Source organism: Actinotignum stranguriae (genome assembly GCF_051265215.1).
In the GTDB taxonomy this organism is placed as follows: domain Bacteria; phylum Actinomycetota; class Actinomycetes; order Actinomycetales; family Actinomycetaceae; genus Actinotignum; species Actinotignum schaalii_C.
This window is the reverse complement of the sequence record NZ_JBOZCJ010000005.1, coordinates 17,934-33,126: the sequence shown is the minus strand read 5'-3', so window position 1 is coordinate 33,126 and position 15,193 is coordinate 17,934. Positions and strand designations below refer to the sequence as shown.

General features: G+C 63.9%; 12 protein-coding genes and 1 tRNA gene. 8 read left to right on the top strand and 5 right to left on the bottom strand.

The window, feature by feature from the left end; translation table 11 throughout:
- Positions 1-34: 34 nt before the first annotated feature.
- Positions 35-121 (bottom strand) — tRNA-Leu (locus ACRQEG_RS03145).
- Positions 122-461: 340 nt separating this feature from the next.
- On the opposite strand from ACRQEG_RS03145, the gene ACRQEG_RS03140 reads away from it, so the two are divergent.
- Genes ACRQEG_RS03140 through pknB form a run of 6 tightly spaced genes read left to right on the top strand, consistent with a single transcriptional unit; the run spans position 462 to position 8,403 of the window.
- Positions 462-1,160: an FHA domain-containing protein gene (locus ACRQEG_RS03140; protein ID WP_016442093.1), complete on the top strand. Its 699-nt coding sequence runs from the start codon at positions 462-464 to the stop codon at positions 1,158-1,160.
- Positions 1,157-1,654: an FHA domain-containing protein FhaB/FipA gene (locus ACRQEG_RS03135; RefSeq protein WP_016442092.1), complete on the top strand. Its 498-nt coding sequence runs from the start codon at positions 1,157-1,159 to the stop codon at positions 1,652-1,654. Before ACRQEG_RS03140 ends, ACRQEG_RS03135 begins: the two co-directional genes overlap by 4 nt.
- Positions 1,651-3,240, top strand: coding sequence for a PP2C family protein-serine/threonine phosphatase (locus ACRQEG_RS03130; protein ID WP_016442091.1), 1,590 nt, complete (start codon positions 1,651-1,653; stop codon positions 3,238-3,240). The genes ACRQEG_RS03135 and ACRQEG_RS03130 overlap by 4 nt, the downstream gene beginning before the upstream one ends.
- Positions 3,237-4,784 carry an FtsW/RodA/SpoVE family cell cycle protein gene (locus ACRQEG_RS03125; RefSeq protein ID WP_016442090.1) on the top strand — a complete coding sequence of 516 codons (1,548 nt, stop codon included), beginning with the start codon at positions 3,237-3,239 and terminating at the stop codon, positions 4,782-4,784. Before ACRQEG_RS03130 ends, ACRQEG_RS03125 begins: the two co-directional genes overlap by 4 nt.
- Complete coding sequence (locus tag ACRQEG_RS03120) at positions 4,781-6,238, top strand: penicillin-binding transpeptidase domain-containing protein (protein WP_016442089.1); 1,458 nt, start codon at positions 4,781-4,783, stop codon at positions 6,236-6,238. The genes ACRQEG_RS03125 and ACRQEG_RS03120 overlap by 4 nt, the downstream gene beginning before the upstream one ends.
- A 29-nt stretch (positions 6,239-6,267) precedes the next feature.
- Positions 6,268-8,403, top strand: coding sequence for a Stk1 family PASTA domain-containing Ser/Thr kinase (gene pknB / locus ACRQEG_RS03115; RefSeq protein ID WP_016442088.1), 2,136 nt, complete (start codon positions 6,268-6,270; stop codon positions 8,401-8,403).
- 546 nt (positions 8,404-8,949) lie between these two features.
- Here the strand turns inward: pknB and ACRQEG_RS03110 are convergent.
- Entirely contained in the window at positions 8,950-9,108 is a 159-nt protein-coding gene (locus tag ACRQEG_RS03110) for a hypothetical protein (protein ID WP_016442087.1), read from the bottom strand.
- Between the two features lie 125 nt (positions 9,109-9,233).
- Positions 9,234-10,151 carry a class E sortase gene (locus ACRQEG_RS03105; RefSeq protein WP_284894931.1) on the bottom strand — a complete coding sequence of 306 codons (918 nt, stop codon included), beginning with the start codon at positions 10,149-10,151 and terminating at the stop codon, positions 9,234-9,236.
- A gap of 257 nt (positions 10,152-10,408) precedes the next feature.
- Between ACRQEG_RS03105 and ACRQEG_RS03100 the strand changes: the two genes are divergently transcribed.
- Positions 10,409-10,786: a cell division protein CrgA gene (locus ACRQEG_RS03100; protein ID WP_016442085.1), complete on the top strand. Its 378-nt coding sequence runs from the start codon at positions 10,409-10,411 to the stop codon at positions 10,784-10,786.
- A gap of 3 nt (positions 10,787-10,789) precedes the next feature.
- Positions 10,790-11,929 carry a 6-phosphofructokinase gene (locus ACRQEG_RS03095; protein ID WP_284894930.1) on the top strand — a complete coding sequence of 380 codons (1,140 nt, stop codon included), beginning with the start codon at positions 10,790-10,792 and terminating at the stop codon, positions 11,927-11,929.
- Between the two features lie 134 nt (positions 11,930-12,063).
- Here ACRQEG_RS03095 and ACRQEG_RS03090 read toward each other — a convergent pair whose 3' ends face one another.
- Both ACRQEG_RS03090 and ACRQEG_RS03085 read right to left on the bottom strand, forming a co-directional pair.
- A complete protein-coding gene (locus ACRQEG_RS03090; RefSeq protein ID WP_284894929.1) occupies positions 12,064-14,220 on the bottom strand; it encodes a CAP domain-containing protein in 2,157 nt (718 codons plus the stop codon).
- 263 nt (positions 14,221-14,483) lie between these two features.
- Entirely contained in the window at positions 14,484-15,152 is a 669-nt protein-coding gene (locus ACRQEG_RS03085; RefSeq protein WP_284894928.1) for a rhomboid family intramembrane serine protease, read from the bottom strand.
- Positions 15,153-15,193: the final 41 nt, after the last annotated feature.

Genomic DNA, 15,193 nt, shown 5'->3' with positions numbered 1-15,193 from the left:
CTATGAGAAATGCCAGCGGCGCCCATATCAATTGTGGTGCTCAAGGGGGGAGTTGAACCCCCACGCCCTCACGGGCACACGGACCTGAACCGTGCGCGTCTGCCTATTCCGCCACTTGAGCAAGTGCACGTATGAGCTTATCGTCTCATCCCCGTTTAGTCCAAGTTTTTGCAGCGCGAATTTACGTGAGACGCGTCGCAGCGCTGGGGCTCGGGCTCGTGGTCCCGGCGGCCGCGCAGAGTTGCGGCAGCGGGAAGTACGCCGCGGCGAGGACGCACCTGCGCCACAGCGCCGCGCTGCCAGCTGGGCGTCGTCGCCCCACCACCCGCTCCGCTCACGGCGCGGAAGGTAGCGGCGCACCGGCGCGGGCGATTACAGTCGCCTATAGAAGCTGAAGCTACAGAAGCGCTATAAGCTACACGAGCTGCAGAAGCGAACAGGAATAGGGAAGGGGCAGGGCCATGGGCGCCCTCGGGAAGTTTGAAAAGGGAGTGGAGAACGCCGTCGCCGGGGCGTTCCGCGTTTTCCAGTCCGAGCTGAAGCCGGTGGAAATCCTCACCGACATCAAAAAGGCCATGACGCGCGATGCCGCGGAGCTTTCCCGCGACCGCACCGTTGCCCCGAATGTGTTCACCGTTGCGCTCGCCCCGGCGGATCTGGCTCGGGTGGATTCCTGGGGCCAGGAAGCCCTCCGCGAGGAACTCTCCCGTTCCGCCGTGGAATACGCCACCGAACAGGACTATTTATTCGTCGGCCCGATTGAGATCACATTCGAGGAGGATCCCCAGTTGCGCGAAGGAACAGCACGCACCCGGACAACCACGCAGCGCGGCGCCATCGCCCCGGCCACTCGCAGCGCCGGCACGGAGGAAAACCCGCTCATCCAGGTGGGGCGGGATCGCTACCTCCTCACCGGCACCACCGCGATTATCGGCCGCGGCTCCGATTGCGATATCAGCGTGGACGATTCTGGCATCTCCCGCCACCACCTCGAACTCCAGGTCACCCCGAATGGCGTGATCGCCACGGATCTCAACTCCACGAACGGCACCTTCGTGGAAGGCCACCGCATTAGCGCGGCCACCCTGGTGGACGGCAATACCATCACCATTGGCCGCACCCACATTATGTTTTGGACCGGAACGGCGTCCGCCTCATGAATCTCGCAATAACTTTATTGCGCTTCGGTTTTCTAGCGCTGCTGTGGCTGTTCATTTTCGCCGTCGTGCTGACGGTGCGCCGTGATGTGCTGGGAACGGACGTGCGCCGTCGTTCTTCTCTTCTTTCGGCACGACGCCGCAGCATCCACGCGCCCGCCCCCGCGGAAAACGACTCCCCCACACCGCCTGCCGCGCCGGTCGAACGGCCCGTCTACCTGGTGGTGACCGGGGGTCCGCTGCTGGGAACCGCGGTACCACTCAGCTCGCAACCGGTCTATATCGGGCGCGCCCCGGATAACACGCTCGTCCTGGATGACACGTACGCCTCCGGGCATCACGCCCGTATTTACGCGGCGGAGGGCCGGCGCTGGGTGGAGGATCTGGGCTCAACAAACGGTACCCTGGTAGGGGGGATCCGCATTAACGGCTCGACCGCGCTGGACCCCGGCGTTGTTATTCAGGTGGGGGAAACCACGATGGAGCTACAAGTTTGAGTATTCAGCTACGCTACGCGGCGTTTTCCGATGTCGGCCTGGTTCGTTCCAATAACCAGGACGGTGGCTACGCCTCGCCTCATTTGCTCGTGGTGGCAGATGGGATGGGCGGGGCGGCCGCCGGGGATATCGCCTCATCGGTGACGGTGGGTCATTTGGTGGCGGTGGATGATGTGCACGCCGCCGATGATTTGCTGCCGCTGTTGCGCCGCGCGGTGGAGGCCGCGCATGATGACATGCTCGCGCTCGTGGCGGAGAACCCGAAAATGGCGGGCATGGGCACTACCTGCATTGCTATGCTGCGTGCTTCGAATAAGCTCGCGATGGTTCATATCGGCGATTCGCGGGCGTACCTTTTGCGGGATGGCAAGCTCGGCCAGGTGACGCATGACCACACCCTCGTCCAGTACCTGGTGGATCACGGCCGGCTCACCCCGGAGGAAGCCGAACACCACCCCCAGCGCAATGTGATTATGCGAGCGCTCGGGGATACCCCCGGCGAAGTAGAACTGGACGAATCCGTGCGGGAAGCCCGGGTGGGGGACCGCTGGCTGCTATGCTCGGACGGCCTGTTCGGCGTGGTCGCGCACGACACCATCGAGCACGCCATGTCCGCCATTCCGGACCTGCACCAGCTGGGCGAACACCTTATTGATCTAGCGCTGGCGGCCGGGGCCCCTGATAACGTCACCGTTATTCTTGCGGATGTTATTGACGACGCCGCACTTACCAGCCCGCTGCCCTCCCAGCCTATTGTGGTCGGTTCGGCGGCGCGCGATTACCGGAGGCCCACCCGCGGGGGAAATTCCGCCGCGGCCAAGGCGGCGACGCTGACGCGGAATGCGAACGCCGGGGCTGGCTGCGGCACTGCGGGCACGGGAGCTGCGGCGGCGGCTGCGGCTGATGGTGCCGCGGGCACGAACGGGTCAGCGGCACCGGCTGGAGAAAATTGTTCAGGAACCGACACCAATTCCGGCGCTGGCACAGCTTCGCGCATTGGCCGCAAGAATAAAGCTGCAAAAAATAGCCCAGCGAGTGGGGCTACCGGCGGCGTGGACGGCGCATCCTGCGTGGGCCGCGGGTCGGGTGCCGGCCGCGAGAGTTCGGGTGCCGAGGGTAGTCCTCGCGCACGCTGGGGAGCACGCCTGGCTGTTATTCTGACTGTTTTGGCCCTGGCGGTGGCCGGCCTATTTGGCGCGTACCGCTGGACCCAGAGCCGCTACTACGTGGCCAATAACAATGGCACCGTTACGATTTACCGGGGAATCCCGCAGCGCCTCGGCCCACTGGAGTTCTCCCACGCGGCGGAAGCCACTGATCTCCAGGTCCGCGATCTCACCCCGGTGGCCCAAGATCGGCTGGCCACGCCCATCACGCGCGCTTCGCTGCGCGAAGCGCGCGCCGTCGTCGCCGCCCTGCGTGAGCAAAAAGCACAGAACAACGAACCTACGCCAGCGCCCGCGCCCGCTACGCCCGGTGCATCGGCAACGCCCGCGCCACCCGCGAACTCAAGCCCCGCGCCCAACGCGCCGGCCGCACCCGCACCGGAATCGGCCGCACCCGCGAACCCGGGAGAGAACCGATGAGCACGGTGGTTCCCCCGCGCACGCGCCGCGGCCGCTGGCCGGAAATTACCCTGCTGCTCCTGGCCGGAGCCATCGGGGTGGGTGCCTATTACCTGGTGTGGACCGGGCTGGATAATACCGGCGCGGATACTACCGGGTTGCCGCCCAGCTTCGCGCTGGTGGTGGGCGCCGGCGCCGCCCTGGTTTTTGCCTGCCACCTGCTTATTCGCGCACTGTGCCCCTACGCGGACCCGGTGCTTTTCCCCTGCGCGATCGCCCTCAACGGGCTGGGCCTGGCCATGATCTACCGGGTGGATGCCGCGGCAGATACCGACCACGCCCGCAGCCAGCTCATCCTCACCGCCGGGGCGCTGGTGTTCTTCGCCATCACCATCCTTGCGATGCGTAATTACCGGGTGCTGCAAAATTACATGTGGACCTCGCTCATCGCCGGGGTGGTGCTGCTCCTGCTCCCGCTCAGCCCGCTGGGCCGCACCCTCAACGGCTCGCGTCTGTGGATCGGGGTGGGCGGGATGTCCTTCCAGCCGGCGGAGGTCGCGAAAATCTGTTTCGCGGTGTTTTTCGCGGCCTACCTCGTAACCGAGCGCGATAACCTGGCGCTCGCCGGCCCGAAAATCCTGGGTATTCGCCTACCTAAAGCCCGCCATATTCTCCCGCTTCTTATCGCCTGGGCGCTATGCATGAGCGTGCTCGTTTTTGAACGCGATTTCGGTACCGCGCTGCTGTTCTTTGGGCTCTTCGTGGCGATGCTGTGGGTCGCCACCGAGCAGGTTTCCTGGCTGGCCATCGGCGCGCTCCTCACCGTGGGCGGCGTGTGGTTTATTTCGACAACGGTTTCCCACGTGCAGGCACGTTTCGCCATCTGGCTCGACCCCTTCGACCCGGAACTGTACGACGCCGTCGGCGGCTCCTACCAGGTGGTTCAGGGTCTCTTCGGCATGGCCTCCGGCGGGCTCTTCGGCGCGGGGCTCGGGCGCGGCTACCCGAACCTGGTGTACGCGGCACATTCCGATTTCATTTACGCCTCTTTCGCCGAGGAACTCGGCCTGGTGGGCGTGGGCGCGATCCTGTGTATCTACCTGCTTCTCATCAGCCGCGGCATGCGGGTCGCCCTGGAATCACGCGACGGCTTCGGTAAACTCCTCGCTTCCGGGCTGTCCTTCGTACTCGGGCTGCAATGCTTCATCGTTATCGGCGGGGTGACGCGCATTATCCCGCTGACCGGCCTGGCCCTGCCCTTCCTCGCGCACGGCGGCTCGGCGCTGCTCACCAACTGGATTATTATCGCGCTGCTCATCCGCATGTCACACACCGCGCGCCGCCCCGAAGAAGCGCGCCCGCTGCCCACCACCGACGAACTCGCGGTCCTGCGTGGGAGCGCCGATGAGGGCGATAGTGAGGGCGACGACGACGCGCGCCGCGCCCCGCGCGGCGCGGGAAGGCCGGCCGGCGGCGTGCGTTCGGCTGGCACAGCTAACTCGCCCAGCGGGGACTCCCGGAACTCAACGCCCGGCGGCGCCCGCACGGAGGTGGTGCGCCCGTGAATCGCCCTATCCGCCAGCTCGTCGCGGTCCTCGCGGTCATGTTTTTAGGTTTGGCCGGCTCCACCACCGCGATCCAGTTCTTCCAGGCCGCCAGCCTGAATGCCAACGCGTGGAATGTGCGTACGCTCTACCGCGAATACGGCACCCAGCGCGGTCCCATTATCGTGGCCGGGGACTCCATCGTCTCCTCCCAACCCATCGACGATGCCTACAATTACCTGCGTGTTTACGAGCGCCCGGAGATCTACTCGAACCTCACCGGCTACTACTCCATCGCCCATAACTCGATGACGGGCCTGGAACGCGCCATGAACCCGGTCCTGGGCGGCTCGGATTCCTCCCTGGCCGGTCAACGTATCGAAGAACTCATCACCGGTTCCCAACCCCAGGGCGGGGGCGTTGAGCTCACTATCGATCCCCAGCTCCAGGAGGCCGCAGCCGCCGCGCTGGGTAACCAGCGCGGCGCCGTCGTCGTACTTAATTCCCGCACCGGAGATATTCTGGCGCAGGTCTCCACCCCCGGATTCGATCCGAACGGGGTGGCCACGCACGATACCGCGGCCGCGCGCGAAAACTATCAGGCCCTCGAAACCGATCCCACCAAGCCGCTGATCGACCGGGCTACCGGAGGGGACCAGTACGCGCCCGGCTCCTCCTTCAAGCTGCTCACCGCCACCGCGATGATTGAGAACCTCGGGCTCACCCCCGATTCGCCGGTGGAGGCCCCCCGCACCTTCGTGCCGCCGGGAACCACCCACGATATGTGGAATCCGGGGCAGGCCGCCTGCGGGGACGGCTCCGGGAAAGTCACGCTCACCGAAGCTTTCGCGCAATCGTGCAATACGCCGTTCGCGATTGGCGGGATCGCGGTGGGCCCGGAAAAAATGGTCGCGCAGGCCGAAAAATTCGGATTCAATAGCGAGCTGGCCACCCCGCTGCCGGTATCCGCGTCGCGCTTCCCCGCGCCGGAAGATGCCGCCGCGCTCGCCATGGATTCCATCGGCCAACGCGATATTCGGGTCACCCCAATGCAGATGGCGATGGTCGGGGCGGCGATAGCTAATGACGGCGTCGTCATGAAACCGAATCTGGTGCGCCGCACCCTCACCGCGGATCTCGAACCCGTGAGCGAAAGCGAACCGGAAGTGCTGTCGCGGGCGATGAGCCAGCAAACCGCGAGCTATATGCACCAGATGATGGTCAATGAGGTCAAGCACGGCACCGGGTATCTTTTCACCCTCCCCGGCATTGAAACCTCCGGGAAAACCGGGACCGCGGAAATCACGAACGATATCCCCCCGCACGCGTGGTTCGTGGGGAATGCGACCATCGGGGACACGGCCTATACCGTGGCCGTTGTGGTCGAAAATTCGGGCAATGCCGTGTGGGATGGCGACGGTGGCTCCGTTGCCGCCCCCCTTGCCCGCACAGTACTTGAAGCTAAGGTGAACTAAGCAGATGCTCAGCAGAAAGGTGACGCGACGTGAATGATATCCCCCGCGTACTCGGCAACCGCTACCAGGTGGGCGAGATCATCGGTCGAGGCGGTATGGCCGAGGTACATCTCGGCTACGACACCCGCCTCTCACGCACGGTAGCGATTAAGATCCTGCGCACCGACCTGGCGCAGGATGCCACCTTCCTGGCCCGTTTCCGGCGTGAAGCGCAATCAGCGGCCGCGCTCAATCACCCCTCCATCGTGTCCGTGTATGACACCGGTGAGGAAACCGTGACCTCTACGGGCGGTACCGAGCTGGCGCTGCCCTATATCGTCATGGAGTACGTCAAGGGCCGCACCGTGGCTTCCCTGCTGCACGGCGGGGACCCGGTACCCATCGGGGAGGCCGTGCAGATTGTGGTGGGGGTGCTCTCCGCGCTGGAATACTCCCATCATGAGGGCATCATTCACCGCGATATCAAGCCGGGCAATATTATGCTCACCACCGGCGGCAAGGTGAAGGTCATGGACTTCGGGATCGCCCGCGCCATTGCCGATTCCGCTGCCACGATGACGCAGACCAATTCCGTGGTGGGCACCGCACAGTATCTCTCCCCCGAACAGGCGCGCGGGGAAGTGGTGGATGCGCGCTCCGACCTGTATTCCACCGGCTGCGTGCTCTACGAGCTTCTCACCGGGCGCCCGCCTTTCGTGGGCGATAGCGCGGTGGCGGTGGCCTACCAGCATGTTTCCGAAACCCCGAAGCCGGCTTCCCAGATCGCTTCCGATATTCCGGATGCTATTGACCGCGTGGTCATGAAATCCCTGGCGAAGAGCCGCGAGGACCGCTACCAGGACGCCGCAGAATTCCGCGCGGACCTGCTGGCAGCGGCGCGCGGGGAAGGCGTGGACGCCCCGGCGGTTTCTTCTTGGAATGCTTACGGGGCGGGTGCGATTGCCGGTGCCGGTATCGGCGCGGCGGGTGTTGCCGGTGCGGCGGGCCTTGGCGGCGGCGCGGGGGCCAATGCCGCGACGGCTGCCACTCAAGCATATTCGGCCGCTAACACGCGCCCCGCTTCCACTACTGCTTATCCCACCGCGACTGCCGGGAGCGCCGGTGGTCCTGCGGGCGGCGCCGGTGCGGGGGCGATTTCTAGTACGACGGCGCAGCCGGGCGGCGCGCCCACCTACCCGGGTGGGTACCCGACGGGCGCCTACCCCGGGGCTTACCCCACGGGCAGCTACCCCACCGGGAGCTATCCGGGCTATGACCCAACGGCCACCGGGGCACAACCGCCGGTAAAGAAGAAGTCCGGTGCGCCCTTCATCTGGGGCGGGGTGGTTTTGCTTGTTATTGCCCTGGGGATTCTGGGCTGGTTCTTCCTATCCGGGCGGGGCGGCTCCGCCGAACCGCAGCCCACCGAAACCGCGGTGGCGCAGGTGGCGATCCCCGATATGGTGGGGTGGACCGAGGTGCAGGCCAGCCAGCAGCTGACTAGCTTGGGCCTGGAGTTCGTGCGCGGTACGGATGTAGCCAGCGATACCGTGGACAAGGGGTTGGTTGTGTCCTCCAATCCGGCGATGCGGAGCACCGTGGATGTGGGCAGCCGGGTGACCTTGCACTTCTCCTCCGGTCCGTCCGCCGTGCAGGTTCCCGATGTGGTGGGGATGAGCACGGATCAAGCCTCCCAGGCACTGCGCGCGGCGGGGCTGACCGTGGGCGGTATGGAGCAGGTCAATGACCCGAGCGAGGACCGCGACCGGGTGGTGTCCACCAGCCCTAATGTGGGTGAAAGCGTGAAGCCGGGCAGCACCGTGAAACTGCAGGTGGCCAGCGGCAATGTGGCAGTTCCGGATGTGCGCGGCATGAGCGTGGATGAGGCGCGGGCGGCGCTGCGCGATGCGCGCCTCACGGTTGTGGGCCAAAGCGAGCAGGAAGTCAGCGACCCGGCGAAGGTCGGCAAGGTCGTGGATGCGAGCATCGCTCCGGGCACCGTGGTGCAGCGCGATACCGAGATGCGTATTACCGTGGGCATCGCCCCGGCACCTACTCCCACCCCGAGCACCCCGCCCGCCGGCTCAGGTTCCGGCGGCTCCGGATCGGGCGGATCGGGAGGCTCCGGCGGTTCGGGCGGCGGTGCCCATCCCAATCCCGCACCCACCGGCCAGGGGAACGGGTAAGTAACTAGCTACCGGTTCCGGGCAGCACGGCCTAGCTCGACGCCAGCTCAGGCACGGCGCGGTTCCGAACGGCCTAGCCCACGAAAAAGCAACCACAGCTACATTAACTTTTCTGAATCATGCACTGGTGTTGCTTTTGTGCGCTCCCGGCCCGGAGCGGTCTATGCTTGTATACCCCTGGGGGAAGAAGTAGGCATTGCGCAGGCCAACAAAGTGTACGTGGGTGACAGTTTTTCCCTGTTTTATTGTCAGGGACGTACATTTTGTGGCCTATACGGTTCAGAATGCACGGTTTGCGCCCCGCTGGAGCATCGCTGCCCCGCGGCCGGCGGGGCGTGAGTGCGTAAGCCGGCGGGGCGGGGTGTTTTTCCGGGGTGTACTGCGGATGTCGCACATGCGAAGTACACCTAGGAAAAACATGGCCCCTCCCCAGGGGCTGGTGAGGCGCCCGAGGTAGATGTAACTATTGCCGAACAAAGTGGTACTCCAGAACAGAAAACCGGCCGTTGGCTGTAGCTCCAGTACCACTTTGTTTCCAGGGGCGGGCTACTGGCTGATGGTGGTGTCCTGCGGGCGGAATACGGTATTCACCCAGGGGAAGACCCACTCGAATAGCGCGAAAACAATCGCGGCGATGATGATGAGGGCCTCGATGACCTTCAGCCACGTCGGGCCGGGCAGATGCCGCCAAATAAATCCGTACATTACGTGCTCCGTTTCTTCTTCATGTATGTCTGTTAGTACCGGGAGCAGTCCGGTTTGTAGGTGTTCGTGGACCGATGTCACGCGGACCAGGCCCGCGGGAGCCAGCCCCGCGACCGGCCGACCGCCTACTTCGCCAGCTCTGCCGGGGCTCCCTCGGCGGCGTCGACCCAATGATCGAGGGTGGCGTAGGTGATCCAGCGATCGCTGGACACAAAGGGCGGATGGCAGGTGGTGATGGTGAGGATACGCTGGGTGGGTGCCTCCTCCGGCTTATTCGGCACCGGCGCCAGCACTCCGACCTGCGTGGGCGGTACAACCTCGTGCTCACTCACTTTGTAAACGTAGTAGGCGTTCTTGGTTTGTACGATGATAGGGTCGCCGGGCTGGAGCTCGGGCACATCGCGCATGGCCGCGCCGTAGGTTTGGCGGTGCGCGGTGATCGCGTAATTGCCGACCTCGCCCACGTACTGGGTATCCGGGTAATGCCCGAAGCTCCCGGTATCCACCACGGCTTCCAGGTCCACGCCGTATTTGACGGTGTAGCGCCAGTCGGCGCCGAAACGCGGGATGTAAATAATGCCTTCCAGGTCGCCCGTGCGATTCACGTGATCCGCGGCCGGCGGGGCATCCGTGCGCGGGGTCCCTACCTTAGTGGCCCCCCGCGGATCACCCCATTGCTTATTGACGTTCTCGATCTGCTGGGCCTGATCGCGGTTCGCGCCCAGGTCAGTCCAGTACACCTGCCACACGATGAAGAGGCCCACCACGATGCCCGCGGTAATAAGCAGCTCTCCGATCACACCAATAATCGCGTTGAGGATGCCACCGCGGCGCTGAGCGGGTGCGGCCGGCCGGGTTGCGGTGAGGGCGGTGGTGGCGGCCTGGGCGGGAAGCTGCGCCGTCGTACCTGCACCGGACGTACCTGCACCGGCGGTAGCCGGGCGGTACCGCCCCACAGCTTCGTGCCGCGGCGCGCGAGCGGCGTTCCCTTCCGCCGCACGCCTTCCGGCGCGGTGCCCCCGTTCGGGCTGCTGTTCGCGCATAGTCTCACCTTCCACTGCCACCGGATTCGTACTAGAAACAGAATAGTGGTTCCGGCTCGAAAAATGCGGTGAGATAACTCCCCTCATTTTTTACGACGACGCCGCCCCTGCGCCCGCGCGCTACCCGCCGGCGGCCGTGCACATGGCCCCGCGCCGGCTTTTGTGAAAAAATACCAGAGGAATCGGGCGATGCGGCGCGCCACCGGGCGCGTTACTTCGTTAGGCTTAGGGGCGGAAGGAACCGCGGAAGGTAGAACATGACAGATCAACAGTACGACGAACCCGAACTTTCGGAAGCCGCCGGCAACGCTGCCCCGGCTCGGAAGTCGCGCAAGAGCGCTGCTCCCTCGGCGAAGGACGTGCGCCGCCCCGGCACCAAACGCGATATTGAGGCGCAGGCCAGCCGGGAAAAGGAAGCGGCGAAGCGCTCCCGTAAGGTCGCGCAGAAGGATCGCCGCTCGCCGAGCTGGTGGGCGCCGGTGATGTGCACGCTCATGATTATCGGGCTTATCGTGGTGGTACTCGCTTACGTGACGGGTGGCCGCTTCCCCATTCCGGGGTGGAATAACGGCAATCTGTTCCTCGGATTCGGCTTTATGATCGTCGGATTCCTCATGACAATGGGGTGGAAGTAGCCGATGGGGAAAGCAGTGAAGCGGGTCGGTATCCTCACTGCCGGCGGGGATGCCCCCGGGCTCAATGCCGCCATCCGCGGTTTCGGAAAAGCCGCGATGGGCAAATATGGCATGGAGCTCGTGGGGTACCGCAACGGTATTACCGGGCTCGTCAATAACCGCTATATGCCGCTGGATTCGGATTCCCTGGCCGGGATTTTGACGCAGGGCGGCACCATGCTTGGGACTTCGCGCGATAAGGTCCATAAGTTCCCGGACGGTAACGGCGGGTACGTGGATATGATCCCGCAGATCGCCCAGAACCTTGAAGATGAGCACATCGATGCGCTGGTGTGCATCGGCGGAGGCGGAACCGCGAAGAACGCGAACCGGTTGGCGCAGGCGGGGCTGCCCGTCATCCACCTGCCTAAGACCATCGATAACGACATCATGCACACGGACACCAGCTTCGGTTTTTCGACGGCGCTGTCCATCGCCACCGATGCTATCGACCGGCTCCATTCCACCGCCCATTCCCATCACCGCATTATCGTGGTGGAGCTCATGGGGCATCGCGCCGGGTGGCTGACGCTGGGCGCCGGTATTGCCGGGGGTGCCGATATTATTCTTATCCCGGAGATTCCGTATTCGATTGAGTCGTGTGCGGCGTCGATCCGGCGGCGGGCGGAAAATGGGCGGCCTTTCTCCGTGGTGGCCGTGGCCGAGGGCGCGCATTCTATTCCGGTGGCAGCGCAGCTGGCTGCCGCTAATGATCTGGTGCGCCACGCCCCGACCCCGGAGGCGAAGGAGACGGCGAAGAGCCACCGGCGTTCCATTGAGGAAAACGAGCGGGAATCTACTTTCCTGGTGGCGCAGCAGCTGGAGGAGGCCACCGGCCTGGAAGCACGCGTGACCATCCTCGGCTACGTGCAGCGCGGGGGTATTCCCGACGCCGCGGATCGGCTGTTGGGAACCGTGCTGGGGAGTGCGGCTGCCGATGTGGTGGCGCACGGGAAATCCGGCGTGATGATTGCCTCCCAGAACGGGCAGGCCGTGCCGGTGCCGCTGGAGGACGTGGCCGGGAAAGACAAGCTGGTCCCGGTGGATCATCCCTGGGTGGCCGCGGCACGCGCCGTCGGCACCAGCCTGGGTGAGGCGATCTAGGAGTACCGCTAGTACTGCTGACAAATATGGGGGCGGCCGCGCCGTTTGGCGGGCCGCCCCCTTATTGTTTATGTTCGCATTAGTTGGCGCATTACGCCTGGTTAGCGGGCGAACTTAGCGCCGCGCGTTCGTGCTTAGCGCCGCACCGCCGGGGTATCGGTTCCGTTGCCGTCCCAATCACCCACGTACAGTTCGTCACTCACGCGCCCGTAGCTGAGAACGGAATCGGCGTTCCCGGCACCCAGCGAGTTCTTGACGTAGATGGTGTTGCCGCGGCGCACCGCGAAGGTATCGCGGCCGTCGCCGTCGAAATCACCCAGGATGGTGGCATCGCCGGCGCGTCCGTAGGCGAATACATGATCCGCGATTCCCGAGGAAATGTGGTTCTTCACGAAGTAGGTGCTCCCGCGGCGCACCGCGAAGGTGTCGATACCGTCGCCGTTGAAGTCACCGGCGTACACGGTGTCCCCGTAGCGGCCGTAGTTAATGACCTGGTCCGCGTTCCCGCTGTGGAGGGAATTGAGAACGTAGAAGGTATTACCGCGCCGTACCGCGAAAGTATCGCGGCCATCGCCATCGAAATCACCCACGAGGATCTCATCGCCCACGCGCCCGTAGCTGAAGGCAATATCAGCGGCGCCGCCGTCCACGGAGTTCTTCACGTAGATCATGTTTCCGCGGCGCACCGCGAAAGTATCCGTGCCATCCCCGTTCCAATCCCCGACGAGCACCTCATCGCGCGCCCGGCCGTAGGAGAACACCGAGGATGCCTGGGTGGACGTCCAGTCATTCGATACGTAGAAAACGTTGCCGGTATCGGCCGGACGCACCGGGGTATCGATCTGGTTCACCCGCTCCTGGGCGCGCAGCACCTCGGCTTCGGCCTTCGCGAGCTTAGCGATGAGATCGCCAGCTTCGGCCATCTTGGCATCAACATCCTTGAAACGCGCCACGGCCTTTTCCCATGCCTTCTTGGTTTCCGGGAAGGTCTTTTGCGCCTTGAGTGCTTCATCGTAGGAGTGCTTGGCAACGAAGTGAACGCTGCGAGCACTCTTCAGGGCTTCCCGGGCCTTGTCGAGTTTTTCGCGCGCGGCCGGATCTTCCTTACCGGCGTTCGCGCGCTGGAAAGCATCCTGCGCTTCCACCACCGCGCGGCGGGCTTCAGGGGTCCCGTGGGTCATATTTTCGCGAGCGCTACTGATGTATCCGTCCAGGCGAGCCAGGTACTCCGCGGTGGTGTATCCGGGCAGGAACTGATCGCCAATCATGCCCTTGCTCGCGAAGGTGTTCCCGAAGAAGTAATAGGGCAATTGATCGGGATCCGCAATGGCGAAGCCGGTGGTCACATAGCCCGGATCAATAATATTGACGTAATGCCCCACCCTCGGGCCGCGCACGCCTCGGTCATACTCAGCCTTTTCCTTGTCATACCACAAGGTGAAGGGATCCCCATTGCGGCTGGGCATGGCAGCGATATTCTCGCCGTAATTGAAGCCCCCCACGTGATCGAAGAAGCCGCCGTGCACATTCACATTGGCGTTAAGCTGGGCATGAGCCATAAGCCCGGAGGAAATCTTGAGCGGGGCGAGCCCGTGGCGTGCCCGCAGCTCATTGAGCTTATCCACTCGGTGAATCGATTCGCGCATGAGATCAAGATTCGTCGCATCCCCGGGTTGCCCGAGCTTGGTGTATTGCGGAATCGGGACATCGTTGATGGTGCTCGTTTGAGAGAAAGCCTCAACAGCCACCGTATCGCCCATGGCCTCGAAAAATCCGAGCGATCCACGATTCCAGCGGGCCTGAGCTTCCCGCTTGGATGCTTCAAGGGCGGCATTCGCGCTATCCATCTGGCGCTGCGCCGCGGCCACGGCCGCCGGATCGGGCTGGGTAGCTGCATCGTATTTTGCCTGGGCCTGGTCAAATGCACGCTGCGCTGCCGCCAGTTTGGCAACGGCATCATCGTATTTCTTCTTGATCTCATCAAAGTTATCGACGTAATACTTTTCGTTGTTATAGCGCACTTCCCAGGTACTACGCTCCGTATCAGCCTTGGCCCATTCCTGCGCGAGCTCGCGCGCTTCGGCCACATCAATTCCCTTGGCTTCCAGTTCGGCAACGATAGCATCGCGATCTTTAATAGCTTTCGCCAGGCAAGCGCGCAGCTGGTCCGGGGACATTTTCCCCGCGTTGCAGACCAACCGGGCCGGCTCGTTCGGGGTGGTGGCCGGCAGGGCGTGGACTGCCAGTGGGGCGAGAAGCGTTCCCGCCAACATGAGTGCTGTTGTGCGCATATGTGTCTCCTTCGATCAGCGCTATGCTCCCAGGTAATTTTCAGAATATAGGCACATACGTTGAAAAATAAGTGACCCTGCGCACTGTCGCGAAGTCGCCGGGGACAGCCGGTGCAACCCGGAATACACACCCAGCTCAGGGGTCTGTTATCCCCAGCCGGGGATAACCCTGTGGATAATTACATCGATGTTATTTGGGTGCGGATTGCGAGGTGGCGGCGTCGTCGTACCAAGAAAGAACGACGGCGCAGCTTGACGCTCCCCTACCGGTACCCGAAGAAAATCGCGGCCACCAGGAATGCCGCGCCGAGCAGCAACACTGCAATATCGCGGGCGGTGAGCGCGCGGGAAACGCGGCGCCGGCGCGAAATCACGGCCATGAGCAGCGCGCCCATGAGGAGCCCGCCCACGTGGGACTGCCACGAAATATTGGTGCCGGGCAGGAAACTGATCGCGAGGTTGATGGCGATGACCACCGCCATTTGGGTGAAGCTGCCACCGAAACGCCGCAGCACCACGAACATCGCCGCGAAAATTCCGAAGACGGCGCCGGATGCGCCGACGGTGCCGGTGTAGTAGTCGATGTCGGTGGAGACGGTGTAGAGGACCATGACGTTGCCGGCCACCGCGCTGAGCAGGTACAACCCCAGGAAACGCCACCAGCCGATCATGCGCTCCAGCACCGAACCGATCAGCCACAGCGCATACATATTGAAAAGCAGATGCGTGAAGCCGGCGTGCATGAACGTGGAGGAGATGAAACGGTAGGGCTCCTCGTGGGCGATGCCGGGAGAGAAAATGAGGACCTGCCCCACGCGCGCGTCGAGCCATTGGGTCAGCAATAGCGCCACATTCACCACGATAAGCGTGATGGTGACATAGGGGATGGGTTTGCGGATCTGAAGACGGCGCTTCCTGGGAACGTTGTGCACTTTCGGCCTCTCTGCGCGGTCATCCCGCTCGACAACTCTGA

Excerpts from the sequence above, each read along its gene's own strand:
- ACRQEG_RS03105 (WP_284894931.1), bottom strand. The coding sequence starts at position 10,151 with ATGCGCGAACAGCAGCCCGAACGGGGGCACCGCGCCGGAAGGCGTGCG.
- ACRQEG_RS03110 (WP_016442087.1), bottom strand. The coding sequence starts at position 9,108 with ATGTACGGATTTATTTGGCGGCATCTGCCCGGCCCGACGTGGCTGAAG.
- ACRQEG_RS03135 (WP_016442092.1), top strand. The coding sequence starts at position 1,157 with ATGAATCTCGCAATAACTTTATTGCGCTTCGGTTTTCTAGCGCTGCTG.
- ACRQEG_RS03125 (WP_016442090.1), top strand. The coding sequence starts at position 3,237 with ATGAGCACGGTGGTTCCCCCGCGCACGCGCCGCGGCCGCTGGCCGGAA.
- ACRQEG_RS03100 (WP_016442085.1), top strand. The coding sequence starts at position 10,409 with ATGACAGATCAACAGTACGACGAACCCGAACTTTCGGAAGCCGCCGGC.
- ACRQEG_RS03090 (WP_284894929.1), bottom strand. The coding sequence starts at position 14,220 with ATGCGCACAACAGCACTCATGTTGGCGGGAACGCTTCTCGCCCCACTG.
- ACRQEG_RS03140 (WP_016442093.1), top strand. The coding sequence starts at position 462 with ATGGGCGCCCTCGGGAAGTTTGAAAAGGGAGTGGAGAACGCCGTCGCC.
- ACRQEG_RS03095 (WP_284894930.1), top strand. The coding sequence starts at position 10,790 with ATGGGGAAAGCAGTGAAGCGGGTCGGTATCCTCACTGCCGGCGGGGAT.